This window comes from Pseudomonas lopnurensis, from assembly GCF_015070855.1.
GTDB lineage: Bacteria > Pseudomonadota > Gammaproteobacteria > Pseudomonadales > Pseudomonadaceae > Stutzerimonas > Stutzerimonas lopnurensis.
Genome location: NZ_JADDIX010000055.1, coordinates 51,580 through 69,211, shown reverse-complemented (window position 1 = coordinate 69,211; position 17,632 = coordinate 51,580). Strand labels below are relative to the sequence as shown.

At 65.3% G+C, this 17,632-nt stretch carries 17 protein-coding genes and 2 pseudogenes; 15 read left to right on the top strand and 4 right to left on the bottom strand.

The annotated features are described in order from the left end of the window. Window positions 1–31: 31 nt before the first annotated feature. Both IN820_RS10780 and IN820_RS10775 read left to right on the top strand, forming a co-directional pair. Window positions 32–1,048 carry an aspartate carbamoyltransferase catalytic subunit gene (locus IN820_RS10780; RefSeq protein WP_193680977.1) on the top strand — a complete coding sequence of 339 codons (1,017 nt, stop codon included), beginning with the start codon at window positions 32–34 and terminating at the stop codon, window positions 1,046–1,048. Then, complete coding sequence (locus tag IN820_RS10775) at window positions 1,048–2,322, top strand: dihydroorotase (RefSeq protein ID WP_193680976.1); 1,275 nt, start codon at window positions 1,048–1,050, stop codon at window positions 2,320–2,322. The genes IN820_RS10780 and IN820_RS10775 overlap by 1 nt, the downstream gene beginning before the upstream one ends. 125 nt (window positions 2,323–2,447) lie before the next feature. Here IN820_RS10775 and IN820_RS10770 read toward each other — a convergent pair whose 3' ends face one another. The 3 genes from IN820_RS10770 to pilT form a co-directional block, all read right to left on the bottom strand. Continuing rightward, on the bottom strand, window positions 2,448–2,846 hold the full coding sequence (locus IN820_RS10770; protein ID WP_193680975.1) for an NINE protein: 399 nt from the start codon (window positions 2,844–2,846) through the stop codon (window positions 2,448–2,450). A 120-nt stretch (window positions 2,847–2,966) separates the two neighbouring features. Further along, window positions 2,967–4,112 carry a PilT/PilU family type 4a pilus ATPase gene (locus IN820_RS10765; RefSeq protein WP_193680974.1) on the bottom strand — a complete coding sequence of 382 codons (1,146 nt, stop codon included), beginning with the start codon at window positions 4,110–4,112 and terminating at the stop codon, window positions 2,967–2,969. A 59-nt stretch (window positions 4,113–4,171) separates the two neighbouring features. Further along, window positions 4,172–5,206, bottom strand: coding sequence for a type IV pilus twitching motility protein PilT (gene pilT, locus IN820_RS10760; RefSeq protein WP_193680973.1), 1,035 nt, complete (start codon window positions 5,204–5,206; stop codon window positions 4,172–4,174). A 66-nt stretch (window positions 5,207–5,272) separates the two neighbouring features. Between pilT and IN820_RS10755 the strand changes: the two genes are divergently transcribed. The 10 genes from IN820_RS10755 (at window position 5,273) to IN820_RS10710 (ending at window position 14,036) form a co-directional block, all read left to right on the top strand. Further along, window positions 5,273–5,962, top strand: a complete 690-nt coding sequence (locus IN820_RS10755) for a YggS family pyridoxal phosphate-dependent enzyme (protein WP_193680972.1) — start codon at window positions 5,273–5,275, stop codon at window positions 5,960–5,962. 13 nt (window positions 5,963–5,975) lie between these two features. Next, the gene (gene proC / locus IN820_RS10750) at window positions 5,976–6,800 is read left to right on the top strand and encodes a pyrroline-5-carboxylate reductase (protein ID WP_193680971.1); all 825 of its coding nucleotides are present in this window, start codon (window positions 5,976–5,978) and stop codon (window positions 6,798–6,800) included. Between the two features lie 9 nt (window positions 6,801–6,809). After that, window positions 6,810–7,400, top strand: coding sequence for a YggT family protein (locus IN820_RS10745; protein WP_193680970.1), 591 nt, complete (start codon window positions 6,810–6,812; stop codon window positions 7,398–7,400). A 257-nt stretch (window positions 7,401–7,657) separates the two neighbouring features. Then, complete coding sequence (locus IN820_RS10740) at window positions 7,658–9,625, top strand: dynamin-like GTPase family protein (RefSeq protein WP_193680969.1); 1,968 nt, start codon at window positions 7,658–7,660, stop codon at window positions 9,623–9,625. 78 nt (window positions 9,626–9,703) lie between these two features. Further along, window positions 9,704–10,843, top strand: coding sequence for a homoserine O-succinyltransferase MetX (gene metX, locus IN820_RS10735; protein ID WP_193680968.1), 1,140 nt, complete (start codon window positions 9,704–9,706; stop codon window positions 10,841–10,843). 9 nt (window positions 10,844–10,852) lie between these two features. Then, a complete protein-coding gene (gene metW, locus IN820_RS10730) occupies window positions 10,853–11,452 on the top strand; it encodes a methionine biosynthesis protein MetW (RefSeq protein ID WP_193680967.1) in 600 nt (199 codons plus the stop codon). Between the two features lie 28 nt (window positions 11,453–11,480). Then, window positions 11,481–11,903 carry a DUF4426 domain-containing protein gene (locus IN820_RS10725; RefSeq protein ID WP_193680966.1) on the top strand — a complete coding sequence of 141 codons (423 nt, stop codon included), beginning with the start codon at window positions 11,481–11,483 and terminating at the stop codon, window positions 11,901–11,903. Then, complete coding sequence (gene rdgB, locus IN820_RS10720) at window positions 11,900–12,493, top strand: RdgB/HAM1 family non-canonical purine NTP pyrophosphatase (RefSeq protein ID WP_193680965.1); 594 nt, start codon at window positions 11,900–11,902, stop codon at window positions 12,491–12,493. The genes IN820_RS10725 and rdgB overlap by 4 nt, the downstream gene beginning before the upstream one ends. After that, entirely contained in the window at window positions 12,490–13,704 is a 1,215-nt protein-coding gene (hemW, locus tag IN820_RS10715) for a radical SAM family heme chaperone HemW (RefSeq protein ID WP_235989132.1), read from the top strand. The genes rdgB and hemW overlap by 4 nt, the downstream gene beginning before the upstream one ends. An 8-nt stretch (window positions 13,705–13,712) precedes the next feature. Then, window positions 13,713–14,036, top strand: coding sequence for a DUF3392 domain-containing protein (locus IN820_RS10710; protein ID WP_193680964.1), 324 nt, complete (start codon window positions 13,713–13,715; stop codon window positions 14,034–14,036). 6 nt (window positions 14,037–14,042) lie between these two features. Here the strand turns inward: IN820_RS10710 and IN820_RS10705 are convergent, their stop codons facing one another. Continuing rightward, window positions 14,043–14,447, bottom strand: coding sequence for a DUF5064 family protein (locus IN820_RS10705; RefSeq protein ID WP_235989131.1), 405 nt, complete (start codon window positions 14,445–14,447; stop codon window positions 14,043–14,045). A gap of 144 nt (window positions 14,448–14,591) precedes the next feature. Between IN820_RS10705 and IN820_RS10700 the strand changes: the two are divergent. The 3 genes and pseudogenes from IN820_RS10700 to arcA form a co-directional block, all read left to right on the top strand. Continuing rightward, window positions 14,592–14,933, top strand: a pseudogene (locus IN820_RS10700) (amino acid permease); the annotation flags it as partial. A 258-nt stretch (window positions 14,934–15,191) separates the two neighbouring features. Beyond that, window positions 15,192–16,286 (top strand): annotated as a pseudogene (locus IN820_RS10695) (basic amino acid/polyamine antiporter); the annotation flags it as partial. Window positions 16,287–16,372: 86 nt separating this feature from the next. Continuing rightward, the gene (gene arcA, locus IN820_RS10690; RefSeq protein WP_193680963.1) at window positions 16,373–17,632 is read left to right on the top strand and encodes an arginine deiminase; all 1,260 of its coding nucleotides are present in this window, start codon (window positions 16,373–16,375) and stop codon (window positions 17,630–17,632) included.

Here is a 17,632-nt window from a genome sequence, read left to right as displayed (position 1 = left end):
CCCATCTCCCGCCGCCAACCGAGATCCTGCGATGACGCCCACCGACGCCAAGCGCCCGCTACAGCTGAACGACAACGGTCAGCTGCGCCACTTTCTCTCCCTCGACGGCCTGCCCCGCGAGCTGCTCACCGAGATCCTCGACACCGCCGACTCCTTCCTCGAGGTCGGCGCGCGCGCGGTGAAGAAGGTTCCGCTGCTGCGCGGCAAGACCGTCTGCAACGTGTTCTTCGAGAATTCCACGCGCACCCGCACCACCTTCGAACTGGCGGCGCAGCGCCTGTCGGCCGACGTCATCACGCTGAACGTCTCGACCTCTTCGACCAGCAAGGGCGAGACGCTCACCGACACCCTGCGCAACCTCGAAGCCATGGCGGCGGACATGTTCGTGGTGCGCCATGCCGACTCCGGCGCCGCGCACTTCATCGCCGAGCACGTCTGCCCCGACGTGGCGGTGATCAACGGTGGCGACGGGCGGCACGCCCACCCGACCCAGGGCATGCTCGACATGCTCACCATCCGCCGTCACAAGGGCGGCTTCGAGAACCTCTCGGTGGCCATCGTCGGCGACATCCTGCACTCGCGGGTGGCGCGCTCGAACATGTTGGCACTGAAAACCCTGGGCTGCCCGGACATCCGCGTGATCGGCCCGAAGACCCTGCTGCCCGAAGGGCTCGATCAGTACGGTGTACGTGTGTTCAACGACATGAACGAAGGCCTGCGCGACGTCGACGTGGTGATCATGCTGCGCCTGCAGCGCGAGCGCATGCAGGGCGGGCTGCTGCCCAGCGAAGGCGAATTCTACAAGCTCTACGGCCTGACCACCCAGCGCCTGGCACTGGCCAGGCCCGACGCCATCGTCATGCATCCCGGCCCGATCAACCGCGGCGTGGAAATCGAGTCGGCGGTGGCCGACGGTCCACAGTCGGTCATCCTCAACCAGGTCACCTACGGCATCGCCATCCGCATGGCGGTGCTGTCCATGGCGATGAGCGGCCAGGCCGCCCAGCGCCAGATCGATTCCGAAACCGTATCCGAGGAGCAGCAGTGATGGTGGCAACCCGAATCCTCGACGCGCGCGTTATCGACCCCGCCAGCGGGCGCGACGAAGTCGCCGACATCTTCCTGGAGGGCGGCAGGATCGCCGCGATCGGCCAGGCGCCGGCCGGCTTCGATGCCCAGCGGATGCTCGATGCCCGGGGGCTGAGCGCCGCCCCCGGGCTGGTGGACCTGGCCGTGGCCCTGCGCGAGCCCGGCTACAGCCGCAAGGGCACCATCGCCAGCGAAACCCTGGCCGCGGCTGCAGGCGGCATCACCAGCCTGTGTTGCCCGCCGCAGACGCGCCCGGTGCTGGACACCGCGGCCGTCACCGAACTGATCCTCGACCGTGCCCGCGAATCCGGCCACGCCAAAGTCTTCCCGATCGGCGCGCTGACCCGCAACCTGGCCGGCGACCAGCTCTCCGAACTGGTCGCGCTGCGCGAGGCCGGCTGCGTCGCCTTCGGCAACGGCCTGGCCGATTTCGCCAGCAACCGCAACCTGCGACGCGCGCTGGAATACGCGGCCACCTTCGATCTCAGCGTGATCTTCCACTCGCAGGACCGCGACCTGGCCGAGGGCGGGCTCGCCCATGAAGGTCCGGCCGCCAGCTTTCTCGGCCTGGCGGGCATTCCCGAAACCGCGGAAACCGTGGCGCTGGCGCGCAACCTGTTGCTGGTCGAACAGTCCGGCGTGCGCGCGCATTTCAGCCAGCTGAGCAGCGCCCGGGGCGCCGAGATGATCGCCGACGCCCAGGCGCGCGGCCTGCCGGTCACCGCCGACGTGGCGATGTACCAGCTGATTCTCACCGACGAGGCGCTGCACGGTTTCTCCAGCCTCTATCACGTGCAGCCGCCGCTGCGCAGCGCGGCAGATCGCGACGGCTTGCGCGAAGCGGTCAAGGCCGGCGTGATCTCGGCCATATCCAGTCATCATCAACCGCATGAAGCCGACGCCAAGCTGGCGCCGTTCGGCGAAACCGAACCGGGTATCAGCAGTGCGGAAATCCTCCTGCCCCTGGCACTGACGCTGGTTCAGGATGGTCTGCTCGATCTGCCGACGCTGCTGGCGCGCCTGTCCAGCGGCCCGGCGGCGGCACTGCAACTGCCCGTCGGCAAACTGCAGGCCGGCCAGCCGGCGGACCTGGTGCTGTTCGACCCGCAGAGTTCGACCCTGGCCGGCGAACGCTGGTACTCCAAGGGCCGCAACTGCCCGTTCCTGGGCCACTGCCTGCCCGGCGCGGTGCGCTACACGATCGTCGACGGGCGGATCAGTTACGAGGGTTGAAGAAGCTTCAAGCTTCAGAGGATCATCCTCCGCAACACCGGGCCGGCAAGCTCGCGCAACCTGTAGGAGCGAGCCATGCTCGCGAACCGCGGCGCACAAGCCCGGCCCGGCGTTCCCGTCCAGCGTCAGCCACGCTCGTTGTTGCGGATGGAAATCTGCGTGTTCAGCGTCCAGAAGTCATAGAGCACGCCGAGGAAGAACAGCCCGCCGGTGAACAGGTAGATGATCCCGGTGATCCACTTGCCCTGGTACATGCGGTGCACGCCGAACACGCCGAGGAATGTCAGCAGGATCCAGGCGACGTTGTAGTCGATGCGCCCGGCGGTGAAGCGCAGGTCGGCTTCGCGGTCCATCGACGGGATCAGGAACAGGTCGATGATCCAGCCGATGAAGAACAGGCCGAGGGTGAAGAACCAGATGGTCCCGGTCACCGGCTTGCCGTAATAGAAACGGTGCGAGCCGAGGAAACCGAAGATCCACAGAAGATAGCCGATGACCTTGCTATGGGTGTCCTGTCGTTGCATGGGTGATCTCCCAATAGAAGGCTCGAAGAGCCGAAAACAGCGCTGGAGGCTGGACGTAAAAGCGTCGGTTCGGCTCTCTATCGTCCAGCCTCGAGCCTTCAGCGCTTTTATCGAACGTCTCTAACGGAAGCGCAGGCCCGGGTCTTCCTCGCTGATCTCCAGACTCAGCCCCTGCGACACGCTGGTCAAATGCTCGCCATCGGTTTCCGAACCCAGCTTGATCAGCAGGCGCAGGTCGTTGGCCGAGTCGGCATGCAGCAGCGCATCCTCGTAGGTGATTTCGCCCTGCTCGTAGAGGTTGTACAGCGCCTGGTCGAAGGTCTGCATACCCTGCTCGGTGGAGCGCTTCATCAGCGACTTGAGCTCGTGCACTTCGCCCTTGCGGATCAGGTCGGCCGCCAGCGGCGTGTTGATCAGCACCTCGATGACCGCACGGCGACCCTTGCCGTCGGGCGTCGGCACCAGTTGCTGGGCGACGATGGCCTTGAGGTTGAGCGACAGGTCCATCCACACCTGGTTGTGACGGTCGGGCGGAAAGAAGTTGATGATGCGGTCCAGCGCCTGGTTGGCGTTGTTGGCGTGCAGGGTGGCCAGGCACAGGTGGCCGGTTTCGGCGAAGGCCACGGCGTAGTCCATGGTTTCGCGGGTACGGATCTCGCCGATGAGGATCACGTCCGGCGCCTGGCGCAGGGTGTTCTTCAGCGCCACCTCGAAGGAACTGGTGTCGATGCCCACCTCGCGCTGGGTGACGATGCAGTTCTGGTGCTGGTGAATGAATTCGATCGGGTCCTCGATGGAAATGATGTGCCCGCTGGAGTTCTTGTTGCGGTAGCCGATCATCGAGGCCAGCGACGTCGACTTGCCGGTGCCGGTGGCGCCGACGAACAGCACCAGGCCGCGTTTGGTCATCGACAGCTTCTTGAGGATGTCCGGCAGCTTGAGCTCTTCGATGGTCGGGATGTTGGTCTCGATGCGCCGCAGGACCATGCCGGCCAGGTTGCGCTGGTAGAAGGCACTGACGCGGAAGCGGCCGATGCCACGGGCGCTGATGGCGAAGTTGCACTCGTGGTTCTCGGTGAACTCGCGGCGTTGCTGCTCGTTCATCACGCCATGCACGGTTTCGCGGGTCATCTCTGGCGACATCGCGGTCTTGCTCACCGGCAGGATCTTGCCGTTGACCTTCATCGACGGCGGCACGCCGGCCGTGATGAACAGATCGGAGGCGCCCTTTTCCACCATCAGGCGCAGCAGTTTCTCGAATTCCATCGTCGTACTCGCAGTCGTGGCAAGAACCGCATCGAGCGGCGTTCCGTTTTTTCAGGCACTCAGAAGTTTTCCGGCTGCTTGGCCTTCTCCCTGGCGCTGTCGCGGCTGACCAGGCCCTTGGCCAGCAGCCCCTTGAGGCACATGTCCAGGGTCTGCATGCCCAGCGAGCCGCCGGTCTGGATCGAGGAATACATCTGCGCGACCTTGTCCTCGCGGATCAGGTTACGGATCGCCGGGGTGCCGATCATGATCTCGTGAGCCGCCACCCGACCGCCGCCGACCTTCTTCAGCAGCGTCTGGGAAATCACCGCCTGCAGCGATTCGGAGAGCATCGAGCGGACCATGGACTTCTCCTCGGCCGGGAACACGTCGACCACCCGGTCGATGGTCTTGGCGGCGGAGGTGGTGTGCAGGGTGCCGAAGACCAGGTGACCGGTTTCCGCGGCGGTCAGCGCCAGGCGGATGGTCTCCAGGTCACGCATTTCGCCGACCAGGATGATGTCCGGGTCCTCGCGCAGGGCCGAGCGCAGCGCCTCGGAGAAGCCGAGGGTGTCGCGGTGCACCTCGCGCTGGTTGACCAGGCACTTCTTCGATTCGTGGACGAATTCGATGGGGTCCTCGATGGTGAGGATATGGTGGTACTTGGTGTTGTTCAGGTAGTCGAGCATCGCCGCCAGGGTGGTGGACTTGCCCGAACCGGTCGGCCCGGTGACCAGCACCAGCCCCCGCGGCACGTCGGTGATCTTGCGGAAGACCTCGCCCATGCCCAGGTCCTCCATGGTCAGCACCTTGGAGGGAATGGTGCGGAACACCGCGCCGGCGCCGCGGTTCTGGTTGAAGGCGTTGACCCGGAAGCGCGCCACGCCCGGCACTTCGAAGGAGAAGTCGGTCTCGAGGAATTCCTCGAAATCCTTGCGCTGCTTGTCGTTCATGATGTCGTAGATCAGCGCATGCACCTGCTTGTGGTCCATGGCCGGCAGGTTGATCCGCCGCACGTCGCCGTCGACGCGAATCATCGGCGGCAGGCCGGAGGAAAGGTGCAGGTCCGACGCACCCTGCTTGGCGCTGAAGGCCAGCAGTTCTGTGATATCCATGGGACTCCCCAATTACAAGCAAGCAGGTAGAATGCCGCGCAGACCCTGAGGCGGCGGGCGCACGTAATGTCCACGATAGAGAAGAATATTGCAAAGGTCGCAGCGCGCATCCGTGAGGCGGCGCAAGCTGCGCAGCGCGAGCCCGCTGGCGTCGGCCTGCTCGCCGTGAGCAAGACCCAGCCGGCCGCCGCCATCCGCGAAGCGTTCGCCGCCGGCCTGCGCGACTTCGGCGAGAACTACCTGCAGGAAGCCCTGGACAAGCAGGCCGAGCTGGCCGACCTGGCGCTGACCTGGCATTTCATCGGCCCCATCCAGTCGAACAAGACCAAGCCGATCGCCGAGCATTTCGCCTGGGTGCATTCGGTCGACCGGCTGAAGATCGCCCAGCGCCTGTCCGACCAGCGTCCCGCAGAGCTGCCGCCGCTGAACGTCTGCCTGCAGGTGAACGTCAGTGGCGAGGCGAGCAAGTCCGGCTGCGCGCCGGAAGCACTGAAGCCGCTGGCGCAGGCCATCGCCGCCTTGCCGCGCCTGCGCCTGCGCGGGCTGATGTGCATCCCGGCGCCCAGCGACGATCCCGCCGAGCAGCACGCCGCCTTCGCCCGCCTGCGGGCATTGCGCGATGAACTCGGGCTCGATCTCGACACCCTGTCCATGGGCATGAGCCAGGACCTGGAAGCCGCCATCGCCGAAGGCGCGACCTGGGTCCGCATCGGCACCGCCCTGTTCGGCGCCCGTGACTACGGCCGCCCCCAATGAAGGAACCCCCTCCATGAGCACTCCCCGCATCGCCTTCATCGGCGCCGGCAACATGGCCGCCAGTCTGATCGGCGGCCTGCGTGCCCAGGGCGTCGCCGCCGACGCCATCCGCGCCAGCGACCCCGGCGCCGAACAGCGCGCGAAGATCGCCGCCGAGCACGGCATCCAGGCCTTCGCCGAGAATGCCCAGGCGCTGGCGGGCGCCGACGTGGTCGTACTGGCGGTCAAGCCGCAGGTGATGCAGGCGGTCTGCCGCGACCTGGCCCGGCACCTCGGCCACGCCCCGCTGATCGTCTCCATCGCCGCCGGCATCAGCTGCGACAGCCTGCAAAGCTGGCTCGGCCCGCAGCCGCAGGCGATCGTGCGCTGCATGCCGAACACCCCGGCGCTGCTGCGCCAGGGCGTCAGCGGCCTGTTCGCCAACGCCCGGGTCAACGATGCCCAGCGCCGGCAGGCCGAGCAACTGCTGTCCGCCGTCGGGCTGGCGCTGTGGCTCGAAGAAGAGCGCCTGATCGATGCGGTGACCGCCGTTTCCGGCAGCGGTCCGGCCTACTTCTTCCTGCTCGTCGAGGCCATGACCGCCGCCGGCGAGCAGCTCGGTCTGCCCAGGGAGACCGCTGCCCAGCTGACCCTGCAGACCGCCCTCGGCGCGGCGCGCATGGCCTGCGAGAGCGACGTCGACGCCGCCGAACTGCGCCGTCGCGTCACCTCGCCGAACGGAACCACCGAAGCGGCGATCAAAGCCTTCCAGGCCGGCGGCTTCGAGCAGCTGGTGCAACAGGCATTGAACGCCGCCGCGCGACGCTCGGCCGAACTCGCCGAACAACTGGGCCAATAAGGAGCATTCATGTCCCAACTCTCGCAAGCCCTGATCCTCGTCATCCAGACCCTGGGCAGCCTCTATCTGCTGATCGTACTGCTGCGCTTCATCCTGCAACTGGTGCGCGCCGACTTCTACAACCCGCTCAGCCAGTTCATCGTCAAGGCGACCCACCCGCTGCTGCGGCCGATGCGCCGCATCATTCCGAGCATGGGCACGCTGGACCTGTCGTCGCTGGTACTGGCGCTGATCGTGCAGATGGTGCTGATGGCGCTGATCCTGCTGGTGGCCTACGGCACCACCGGCAATCCGGCGCTGCTGCTGATCTGGGGGCTGGTCGGCATCACCGGGCTGTTCCTCAACATCTTCTTCTGGGCGCTGATCATCAGCGTGATCCTCTCCTGGGTCGCACCGGGCAGCCACAACCCCGGCGCGCAACTGGTCAACCAGCTCTGCGAACCGGTGCTGGCACCCTTCCGCCGGCTGCTGCCGAACCTCGGTGGACTGGACATCTCGCCGATCTTCGCCTTCCTCGCGATCAAGCTGCTGGACATGCTGGTGATCAACAACCTGGCCACCATGACCCACATGCCGAACATCCTGCGCATGCTGATCTGAGACACCGCTCATGCTTTGCGGCCAAGCGGCGACGGAAACGAGAAACCCGTTCGGATTGCCGCCTGGTAGCACCTAGACTCGGCCTTCTCGGCTGTTTCCAACCTGCCTGGCGGGGTGAACGAGGACGACAGGACTTTTCGAGCGGGCCGCGACCGCCCAGGCGCCTTCCCGGCCCTTTCGGCGGCTAGCGACTCCGGCTCGATTGACCGCGCGAGAGCGAATCCGATAATTCGCCGACCCACTTCCCCAGGGGCAGGATGAGCATGGAACGACTCGATCGACAGGTGGATGCCTACGTAGCCTGGAAGCGCGACCTCATTCGCGAGATCACCCGTTACCGCAGCTGGCTGGTGCACAACCGGCTCAGCAGCGAGGCCGTCGAGACCCGCCTGGAACGCGCACTGCGGGTACTGCGCACCGACCACATCACGCTGGCTTTCGTCGGTGAGTATTCGCGCGGCAAGACCGAACTGATCAACAGCCTGTTCTTTTCCAGCTACGGCCAGCGCATCCTGCCGTCGCGCGCCGGACGCACCACCATGTGTCCGACCGAACTGCTGTTCGATCCGCGCTCGGAGCGCTCCTACATCCGCCTGCTGCCCATCGAGTCACGCCTGGAAGACACCGGCATCGCCCAGCTCAAGCGCACCCCGCGGCACTGGCTGAACCTGCCGCTGGACCCGCAGGACCCCGACAGCATGGTCGAAGCCTTCACCCAGGTCGCGCTGACCAAGGCCATGCCGGTGGAGCAGGCGATCCAGCTCGGCTTCGACCCGGGCGCGCTGGAGAGCGCCGGCAGCGCGGACAGGGTGCTGGTGCCGGCCTGGCGACATGCCATGGTCAACTTCGACCATCCGCTGCTGCGCCAGGGCCTGCGCATTCTCGACACGCCCGGCCTCAACGCCCTGGGCAGCGAGCCGGAACTGACCCTGTCGATGCTGCCCAATGCCCAGGCGATCATATTCCTGCTGTCGGCCGACACCGGGGTCACCGCCAGCGACATGCAGATCTGGCAGCAGCACATCCGCCAGCTCGACGAAAACACCCAGAACAGCCTGTTCGCCGTACTGAACAAGATCGACGTGCTCTGGGACGACCTGGCCGGCGAGGACTTCGTGCACGACGCCATCGGTGAAATCCAGGCCGCCACCGCCCAACAGTTGGGCATCGACAGCGCCGACGTGCTGCCGTTGTCGGCCAAGCAGGCACTGATGGCGAAGATTCGCGGCGATCAGGCGCTGCTCGACCGCAGCCAGTTGGAGCGACTGGAAAAGCTGCTTGCCGAGCGCATCCTGACGCAGAAGGAACGCCTGCTGGAAGACCAGGTGGTGCGCCAGGTGCTGGCGCTGGTACAGAACAGCCAGCACGTGCTCAAGCTGCGCCAGGAAAAAGTCATCGAGCAGCGCGACCTGCTGGCCAGCCACCAGCAGGGCAGCGGCCAGATGCTCCTCGAACTCACCGCCCGCACTCGCCACGACCATAACCGCCACCACAAGCGCCTGCTCGATCTGAAGACCAACCAGCGCCTGCTGCAGCGCCAGGGCGAACTGCTGCGGACGGCGATTCGTGCCGAGCGCCTGGAGGAACATCTGGCGCGCCTGCGTCGCAGCCTCACCGGCAGCCTGACCACGCTGGGCATCAATCTCGCCATCCTGCACTTCTTCCGCTCCATGGAGCAGGACCTGAGCATCCTCGAACAGGAAGCCGAGCGCGCCAACAAGATGGTCGCGGCCATCTATCGTCGGCACAACGAGGAAAGCCCACTGCACGGCATCGATCCGCCGCAGTTCCTGCTGCGGCCCTATCAGCACGAACTCAGGAGCCTGCAGGGCAAGGCCGATCAATTCCGCCTGCAGCTCAAGACCCTGCTCACCGAGCAGCGCACCCTGACCCGGCGCTTCTTCGCCACCCTGGTACAGGAGGTCATCGGCTTGCACCAGCGCCTGCGCCAGGAGGCCGAACAATGGTCCGGCGATGCCCTGACGCCACTGCTGCAGTTCTCCCTGGAGCACAAGCAACAGCTGGAAACCCACATTCTGCGGCTCAAGACCCTGGCCCAGGAAAGCCAGCAGAACAGCCAGCGCGGACAGTTGCTGACCCGTTACAGCGGCGAGCTGGAGCAGCAACTGGCGCAGGCCGCGGAAATGCTCCGGGCCCTACGCCGGCCGGCACCGATCCGCCGCCAGGGCAAGGTGGTCAGCCTGGGCAACGCCCAGATCGGGTAGCGCCGTTGCGATTCAGGATGAATTGCAGCGCGCATACCTTTAGACTTTGCCGCCTTCTTCAAGCAAGAGCCAGGGTCGATGCCCACTGCAATTCCCGCCGATTCCGTTGGCCTGGTGAGTCCGCAGGTCGCGCATTTCGCCGAACCATTGTCACTCGCCTGCGGCCGCACGCTGGCCGATTACCAGCTGATCTATGAAACCTACGGTGAACTGAACGCCGCGCGCAGCAACGCCGTGCTGATCTGCCATGCCCTGTCGGGCCATCATCACGCGGCCGGCTACCACAGCCTGGACGACCGCAAGCCGGGCTGGTGGGATTCGTGCATCGGCCCGGGCAAGGCCATCGACACCGAGCGCTTCTTCGTCGTCAGCCTGAACAACCTGGGCGGCTGCAACGGCTCGACCGGGCCCTGCAGTACCAACCCGGCGACCGGCAAGCCCTACGGCGCGGACTTTCCGGTGGTCACCGTGGAGGACTGGGTGCACAGCCAGGCACGCCTGGCCGACCGTCTTGGCGTCGAGCAGTGGGCCGCCGTGGTCGGCGGCAGCCTTGGCGGCATGCAGGCCCTGCAGTGGACCATCAGCTACCCCGAGCGGGTGCGCCACTGCCTGGCGATCGCCTCGGCGCCCAAGCTGTCGGCACAGAACATCGCCTTCAACGAAGTCGCGCGGCAGGCGATCCTCTCCGACCCCGAATTCCATGGCGGGCATTTCCAGGAACAGGGCGTGATCCCCAAGCGTGGGCTGATGCTGGCACGCATGGTCGGGCACATCACCTACCTGTCCGACGATGCCATGGGCACCAAGTTCGGTCGCGGACTGAAGAGCGAGAAGCTCAACTACGATTTCAACAGCGTCGAATTCCAGGTCGAGAGCTACCTGCGCTACCAGGGCGAGGAGTTTTCCGGCCGCTTCGACGCCAACACCTACCTGCTGATGACCAAGGCGCTGGACTACTTCGACCCGGCAGCGGCCCACGACGACGACCTGGCCAAGACCCTGGCGGCAGCCAAGGCGAATTTCTGCGTGATGTCGTTCACCACCGACTGGCGCTTCTCGCCGGAGCGCTCGCGGGAGATCGTCGATGCGCTGCTGGCCGCGCGCAAGAACGTCTGCTATCTGGAAATCGAAGCGCCCCAGGGCCATGACGCCTTCCTCATCCCGAATCCCCGCTATCTGCAAGCTTTCCGCGGTTACATGAACCGCATAGCCGTATAAGGAACGAAGATGCGCGCCGATCTGGACATCATCCAAGACTGGATTCCGGCCGGCAGCCGAGTGCTGGATCTCGGCTGCGGCAACGGCGAGCTGCTGGCCTGGCTGCGCGAGCACAAGCAGGTCAGCGGCTACGGGCTGGAGATCGACCCCGACAACATCGCCGCCTGCATCGAAAAAGGCGTCAACGTCATCGAGCAGGACCTCGACCTGGGCCTGGGCAACTTCGCCAGCGACAGCTTCGACATGGTGGTGATGACCCAGGCCCTGCAGGCCGTGCACTACCCCGACAAACTGCTGAAGGAAATGCTGCGGGTCGGCCGCGAATGCATCATCACCTTTCCCAACTTCGGCCACTGGCGCTGTCGCTGGTACCTTGCGAGCAAGGGTCGCATGCCGGTTTCCGAGTTCCTCCCCTACACTTGGTACAACACGCCGAACATTCACTTCTGCACCTTCGAGGACTTCGAGCGACTGTGCCAGGAGCGCGGCGCCAGAGTGCTCGAACGCCTGGCCGTCGACCGTGAGCACAAGCATGGCTGGGCCAGTCGCCTGTGGCCGAATCTGCTCGGGGAGATCGGCATCTACCGCGTCACGGGACCGTCCCGCTGAGCGGCTTCAACGCTGGAGGTAAATCATCATGAAAGCTGTCCTGATCGGGCTGCTGGCCGCGCTACTCACGCTGCCGGCGCTCGCCGAACGCAAGCACAGCGTCGGCGAATACGATATCCACTACATCGCCTTCAACTCCGGCTTCCTGCAGCCCGACATCGCCGCCGCCGCGGGCCTGGTACGCAGCAAGACCCGGGGCGTGGTCAACGTCTCGGTGCTCAAGGGCGGCACGCCGGTCGCGGCGCAGGTCAGCGGCCAGGTGAAGAACCTGCTCGGCCAGGATCGGCCATTGAGCTTCAAGCAGCTCAAGGAAGGCGATGAAGCGATCTACTACCTGGCCCAGTTCCCCTTCGATTCGCAGGAAACCCTGCGCTTCAGCCTGACCGTGCAACCGACCGGTGCCGAGCCGTTCAGCTTCGACTTCAACCAGGAATTCTTCCCCGACCGATGACGCCTTTCCACGAACTGGTGCTGGCCAGCCACAACGCCGGCAAACTCAAGGAACTGCAGGCCATGCTCGGCGACGCCGTGCGCGTGCGCTCGGTGGCCGAATTCAGTGACATCGAGCCGGAAGAAACCGGCCTGTCCTTCGTCGAGAACGCCATTCTCAAGGCACGCCATGCAGCACGGATTTCCGGGCTGCCGGCGCTGGCCGACGATTCCGGCCTGGCGGTGGACGCCCTGGGCGGCGCGCCGGGCATCTACTCGGCGCGCTATGCCGGCGGCCAGGGCGATGCGGCGAACAATGCCAAGCTGCTGGAGGTGCTCGCGAACGTCCCGGACGCCGAGCGCGGCGCGCAGTTCGTCTGCGCCCTGGCGCTGGTGCGGCACGCCGACGACCCGCTGCCGATCCTCTGCGAAGGCCTCTGGCACGGGCGCATCCTGCATGCCCCGCGCGGCGAACACGGCTTCGGCTACGACCCGCTGTTCTGGGTGCCGGAACGCGCGTGTTCCAGCGCCGAACTGCCGGCCGCCGAGAAGAACCAGCTCAGCCACCGCGCCCGCGCCATGGCGCAGCTCAAGGCGCGGCTGGAAATATGAAAGAAGCTGCAAGCGACAAGCTGCAAGCAACAAGAGAAGGCGACTCCGACAACTTGCCGCTTGAGGCTTGCCGCTTCGAGCTGCCGCCCCTGGCGGCCTACATCCATATCCCCTGGTGCGTGCGCAAGTGCCCGTACTGCGATTTCAACTCCCACACCGCCGGTCCCGAGCTGCCCGAGGATGCCTACGTCGCCGCGCTGCTGGCCGATCTTCGCGCTGACCTCGAACACGTCCAGGGCCGCCGGCTGAGCTCGATCTTCTTCGGCGGTGGCACGCCGAGCCTGTTTTCCGCCAAGGCACTGGCAGCCATCGTCGACGGCCTGGAGCGACGGGTCGGTTTCGCCGGGGATATCGAGATCACCCTGGAAGCCAATCCGGGAACGTTCGAGCAGGCCAAGTTCCGCGACTATCGCCAGCTCGGTATCAACCGGCTGTCCATCGGCGTGCAGAGCTTCCAGGCCGACAAGCTCGAGGCGCTGGGACGCATCCACGACGGTGACGAAGCCATCCGCGCCGCAGACATGGCGCGCGCCGCCGGTTTCGACAATTTCAACCTCGACCTCATGCACGGCCTGCCGAATCAGAGCCTGGACGATGCGCTGAGCGATCTGCGCATCGCCATCGCCCAGCAGCCGGCACACCTGTCGTGGTACCAGCTGACCCTGGAACCGAACACGGTATTCTGGAGCCAGCCGCCGCAACTGCCGGAAGACGACACCCTCTGGGACATCCAGGAGGCCGGCCAGGCGCTGCTGGCCGAGCAGGGCTACCGCCAGTACGAGACCTCCGCCTATGCGCAGCCCGGACGGCAGGCGCGGCACAACCTGAACTACTGGACCTTCGGCGACTTCCTCGGCATCGGCGCCGGCGCCCACGCCAAGCTCAGCCAGGCCGACGGGCGCATCCTGCGCAGCTGGAAGACCCGCCTGCCAAAGGACTACCTCGACCCGGCCAAGGCCTTCCGCGCCGGTGAAAAACAGTTGCAGGCGGACGAGTTGCCCTTCGAATTCCTGATGAATGTGCTGCGCCTCACCGACGGCGTGCCCGCGCTGTTGTTCACTCAGCGCACCGGCCTGCCGCTGAGCGCGCTCGCCTCGGCCCGTCGCGAGGCCGAGACCCGCGGGCTGCTGCTCGCCGATCCGCAGCGCCTGGTCGCCACGCCCAAGGGCCAGCTGTTCCTCAACGACCTGCTGCAACGCTTTCTGCCATAGGACCCCGCATGGATTTGCTACTCGACCTGATCGCCACCCTGTCGCGCTGGAGCCGCAGCCACCTGTCCGATATCTCCCTGGCGATCATGGCCACCCTGTTCGTGCTGTTCGGCCCGGCGCTCAATGCCTGGGTGCAGAAGAACATCGGCGGCTTGAACTTCATACTGCGCACGCTGTTGTTCGTGCTGTTCTGCGCGCTGGTCTACGGCCTCGGCATCATCTACCTGAGCCCCTGGCTGGCCAAGGGGCTGGCCCACTTCAACAACTACACCCTGGCCCCGGTGTTGCTGTTGGTGTTGTTCATCATCGGGGTGATCGCCGACCGCAACTAGCGCCGTTCAGCCTTCACGCAGGAAGCGGTCGAGGTCCACAGGCTCACCGGCACGGCAATGCAGCTGCCGGCGCAGATCCTCGAACAGCGGATCGTATAGGCGGTGAAAACCGAACACGACGTCCGAGCGGACGGGCACGCCGTGTCGGCGCAGGCATTGGCGAATCCGCTGCAGGAAATTGCAGGCCACATCCCGGTGCATGCGAAACTGCTCGTCTACCCGGATCTGGCCGATCTCACCGCGCAGATGGAAACAGGCCCACTGCGGCGCCTCCGGGCCACCCTCCACACGGTAATCGAGCAGCAGGCGATAGGCTGGCCTTCCCGGCGAAGGAAGGTCGTGCAGCTGCAGATGACCAGGTCTGAACACGCAATGAACACCTCTGTTGCTTTTGGCTGGCACGCCGCTCATGGCGCTTTCCAGCGGTTATCGCGACGGTTTCCGGGGGCGATCATCCCTGCAACCAAGTCCCGACTACTTGAGCGAGATCATTACGTAGCCATTCGCCGCGGACTTTAATCGAGCCAGTGCCGCAAACTTTCCAGGAGGGTAGCCATGGCCGCAGACTCGAAGCAACTCAAGCTCGGAGCGCTGGTGGCTCTCGTCGTGGGCTCGATGATCGGTGGCGGAATCTTTTCCCTGCCGCAGAACATGGCAGCCAGTGCCAGTGCCGGCGCCATTCTGATTGGCTGGGCCATCACGGCCATTGGCATGCTGACCCTGGCCTTCGTCTTCCAGAGCCTGGCCAACCGCAAGCCGGAACTGGATGCTGGCGTCTACGCCTATGCCAAGGCCGGCTTCGGCGATTACATGGGCTTCTCTTCGGCGTGGGGCTACTGGATCAGCGCGTGGATCGGCAACGTCAGCTACTTCGTGCTGCTGTTCAGCACGCTAGGGTCTGTTGACGTTTCGTTCGCGGCCGCGCCGGAGCCTGTTTTTGCGCGAGGCAAGGCACGAGGAGCGAAGTTTGGTCATTCCAAATAAGCGACGAGTAACGCCGCATCGCGCAAAAACAGGCCCGGCCCAAAGGGTTGCGCGGCAAATGTCGCCATGCGGCGTTGCGGGACTTGGCAAGGAAACGACCATTACCTGCGTCCCGCGCCTTGCCTGGCGCCATTTGGCGCAGCAACGCGGTTCGCGCTGAAACGTCAGCAGACCCTAGGCTACTTCGTTCCGATGTTCGGCGAGGGCAACACCCTGCCGGCGGTGATCGGCGCCTCGCTGGTGCTTTGGGGCGTGCACTTCCTGGTCCTGCGCGGTATCCGAGAAGCGGCGTTTGTCAACCTGGTCACCACCATCGCCAAGATCGTGCCGTTGATCCTGTTCATCGTGATCACCGTGCTGGCCTTCCGCCTGGAGGTATTCACCACCGACTTCTGGGGCCGCGGCAACCTCGAGCTCGGCAGCGTCATGCAGCAGGTGCGCAACATGATGCTGGTGACGGTGTGGGTATTCATCGGCATCGAAGGCGCCAGCATCTTCTCGGCCCGTGCGGAACGCCGCAGCGATGTCGGCCGGGCCACGGTGATCGGTTTCTGCAGCGTGCTCGCCCTGCTGGTGCTGGTGAACGTGCTGTCGATGGGCATCATGAGCCAGGCCGAACTGGCGGGCCTGAAGAACCCTTCGATGGCGGGCGTGCTGGAACAGGTGGTCGGACGCTGGGGCGCAGTGCTGATCAGTGTCGGGCTGGTGGTTTCGCTGGCCGGTGCCCTGCTGTCCTGGACCTTGCTGTGCGCCGAGATTCTGTTTGCCGCGGCGCGCGACCACACCATGCCGCGCTTCCTGCGCAAGGAAAACGCCAGACAGGTTCCGGTCAACGCGCTGTGGTTGTCGAACGGGCTGATCCAGCTGTTCCTGGTCATCACCCTGTTCAACGCATCCACCTACCTGAGCCTGCTCTACCTCGCTACGTCGATGATCCTGGTGCCTTACTTGTGGTCGGCGGCCTATGCGCTGCTGCTCGGCATACGCGGCGAAGGATACGAGGGCGCCCCGGGCGAGCGCCGCAAGGAGGGCGTGATAGCCGCCATCGCCACGCTCTACGCGTTGTGGCTGGTGTACGCCGGCGGCTTGCAGTACGTGCTGTTGTCCGCACTGCTCTATGCCCCGGGCGTACTGTTCTTCGCCAAGGCCAAGCATGAGCTGGGACAGCAGCTGTTCACCACTATCGAGAAGCTGATCTTCGTGGCGGTACTCATAGGCGCGGCGATCGCCGCCTACGGGCTCTACGACGGCTTCCTCTCTCTCTGAAGACACTACCGCGCCCACTTGCCACGACCACGAGTCGCGGCAAGTCACTGGCGCCCTACAGGTGCGCCGCTCATGGAGGCAATACGATGACGACGCTGCAACTACCGAAGCTCGGCGTTCACTCCGAAGCAGGCAAGCTGCGCAAGGTGATGGTCTGCGCGCCCGGCCTGGCCCATCAGCGACTGACGCCCACCAACTGCGGCGAGCTGCTGTTCGACGACGTGCTCTGGGTGAGCCAGGCCAAACGCGACCACTTCGACTTCGTCAGCAAGATGCGCGAGCGCGGCGTCGAGGTGCTGGAAATGCACAATTTGCTGACCGAGACGGTGAGCAATCCAGAGGCCCTGAAATGGATTCTCGACCGCAAGATCACCGCCAACCAGGTCGGCATCGGCCTGCAGGGCGAGGTGCGCAGCTGGCTTGAAGAACAGCAACCCAGACAGCTTGCCGACTACCTGATCGGCGGCGTGTCCGGCAGTGATATTCCGGGCACCCGGAGCGGCGAGATCGTCAGCCTATTCCGCGACTACCTGGGCCACTCGAGCTTCATCCTGCCACCGCTACCCAACACCCTTTTCACCCGCGACACCACCTGCTGGATCTATGGCGGCGTGTCGCTCAATCCGATGCACTGGACGGCGCGGCGCCAGGAAACCCTGCTGACCGCCGCCATCTACCGCTTTCATCCGCAGTTTCGCGATCAGGACTTCAAGGTCTGGTACGGCGATCCTGAACGCGATCACGGCCTCGCCACGCTGGAAGGCGGGGACGTCATGCCGATCGGCAAGGGCGTCGTGCTGATCGGCATGGGCGAGCGCAGCTCTCGCCAGGCTATCGGCCAGCTGGCCCAGTCACTGTTCCGCAACGGCGCCGCCGAGCGGGTGATCGTCGCCGGTCTGCCCCGCTCGCGATCGGCCATGCACCTGGACACCGTCTTCAGCTTCTGTGATCGCGACCTGGTGACGATCTTCCCCGACGTGGTGCAAGGCATCGTCGCGTTCAGTCTGCGCCCCGATGAGCGGAAGCCGGACGGCATCGACTTGCGGCGCGAAGAAGCGCCCTTCCTCGACGTGGTCGCGCAGGCGCTCGGTCTGCCGGCGCTGCGAGTGGTGGAGACCGGCGGCGACAGTTATGAAGTCGAGCGCGAACAGTGGGACGACGGCAACAACGTCGTCGCTCTGGAACCCGGCGTGGTCATCGGCTACGACCGCAACACTTTCACCAATACCCTGCTGCGCAAAGCCGGCGTCGAGGTCATCACCATCAGCGCCAGCGAACTGGGCCGCGGCCGCGGCGGTGGGCACTGCATGACCTGCCCGATCATCCGCGACGCCATCGACTACTGA

What these genes read in the sequence shown, in the direction of transcription:
- pilT (WP_193680973.1), bottom strand. Translation starts at nt 5,206, where the DNA reads ATGGATATCACAGAACTGCTGGCCTTCAGCGCCAAGCAGGGTGCGTCG.
- rdgB (WP_193680965.1), top strand. Translation starts at nt 11,900, where the DNA reads ATGACGCCTTTCCACGAACTGGTGCTGGCCAGCCACAACGCCGGCAAA.
- metW (WP_193680967.1), top strand. Translation starts at nt 10,853, where the DNA reads ATGCGCGCCGATCTGGACATCATCCAAGACTGGATTCCGGCCGGCAGC.
- proC (WP_193680971.1), top strand. Translation starts at nt 5,976, where the DNA reads ATGAGCACTCCCCGCATCGCCTTCATCGGCGCCGGCAACATGGCCGCC.
- arcA (WP_193680963.1), top strand. Translation starts at nt 16,373, where the DNA reads ATGACGACGCTGCAACTACCGAAGCTCGGCGTTCACTCCGAAGCAGGC.
- IN820_RS10780 (WP_193680977.1), top strand. Translation starts at nt 32, where the DNA reads ATGACGCCCACCGACGCCAAGCGCCCGCTACAGCTGAACGACAACGGT.
- hemW (WP_235989132.1), top strand. Translation starts at nt 12,490, where the DNA reads ATGAAAGAAGCTGCAAGCGACAAGCTGCAAGCAACAAGAGAAGGCGAC.
- IN820_RS10705 (WP_235989131.1), bottom strand. Translation starts at nt 14,447, where the DNA reads ATGAGCGGCGTGCCAGCCAAAAGCAACAGAGGTGTTCATTGCGTGTTC.
- IN820_RS10775 (WP_193680976.1), top strand. Translation starts at nt 1,048, where the DNA reads ATGGTGGCAACCCGAATCCTCGACGCGCGCGTTATCGACCCCGCCAGC.
- IN820_RS10765 (WP_193680974.1), bottom strand. Translation starts at nt 4,112, where the DNA reads ATGGAATTCGAGAAACTGCTGCGCCTGATGGTGGAAAAGGGCGCCTCC.
- IN820_RS10740 (WP_193680969.1), top strand. Translation starts at nt 7,658, where the DNA reads ATGAGCATGGAACGACTCGATCGACAGGTGGATGCCTACGTAGCCTGG.
- IN820_RS10755 (WP_193680972.1), top strand. Translation starts at nt 5,273, where the DNA reads ATGTCCACGATAGAGAAGAATATTGCAAAGGTCGCAGCGCGCATCCGT.
- IN820_RS10770 (WP_193680975.1), bottom strand. Translation starts at nt 2,846, where the DNA reads ATGCAACGACAGGACACCCATAGCAAGGTCATCGGCTATCTTCTGTGG.
- IN820_RS10745 (WP_193680970.1), top strand. Translation starts at nt 6,810, where the DNA reads ATGTCCCAACTCTCGCAAGCCCTGATCCTCGTCATCCAGACCCTGGGC.
- IN820_RS10725 (WP_193680966.1), top strand. Translation starts at nt 11,481, where the DNA reads ATGAAAGCTGTCCTGATCGGGCTGCTGGCCGCGCTACTCACGCTGCCG.
- IN820_RS10710 (WP_193680964.1), top strand. Translation starts at nt 13,713, where the DNA reads ATGGATTTGCTACTCGACCTGATCGCCACCCTGTCGCGCTGGAGCCGC.
- metX (WP_193680968.1), top strand. Translation starts at nt 9,704, where the DNA reads ATGCCCACTGCAATTCCCGCCGATTCCGTTGGCCTGGTGAGTCCGCAG.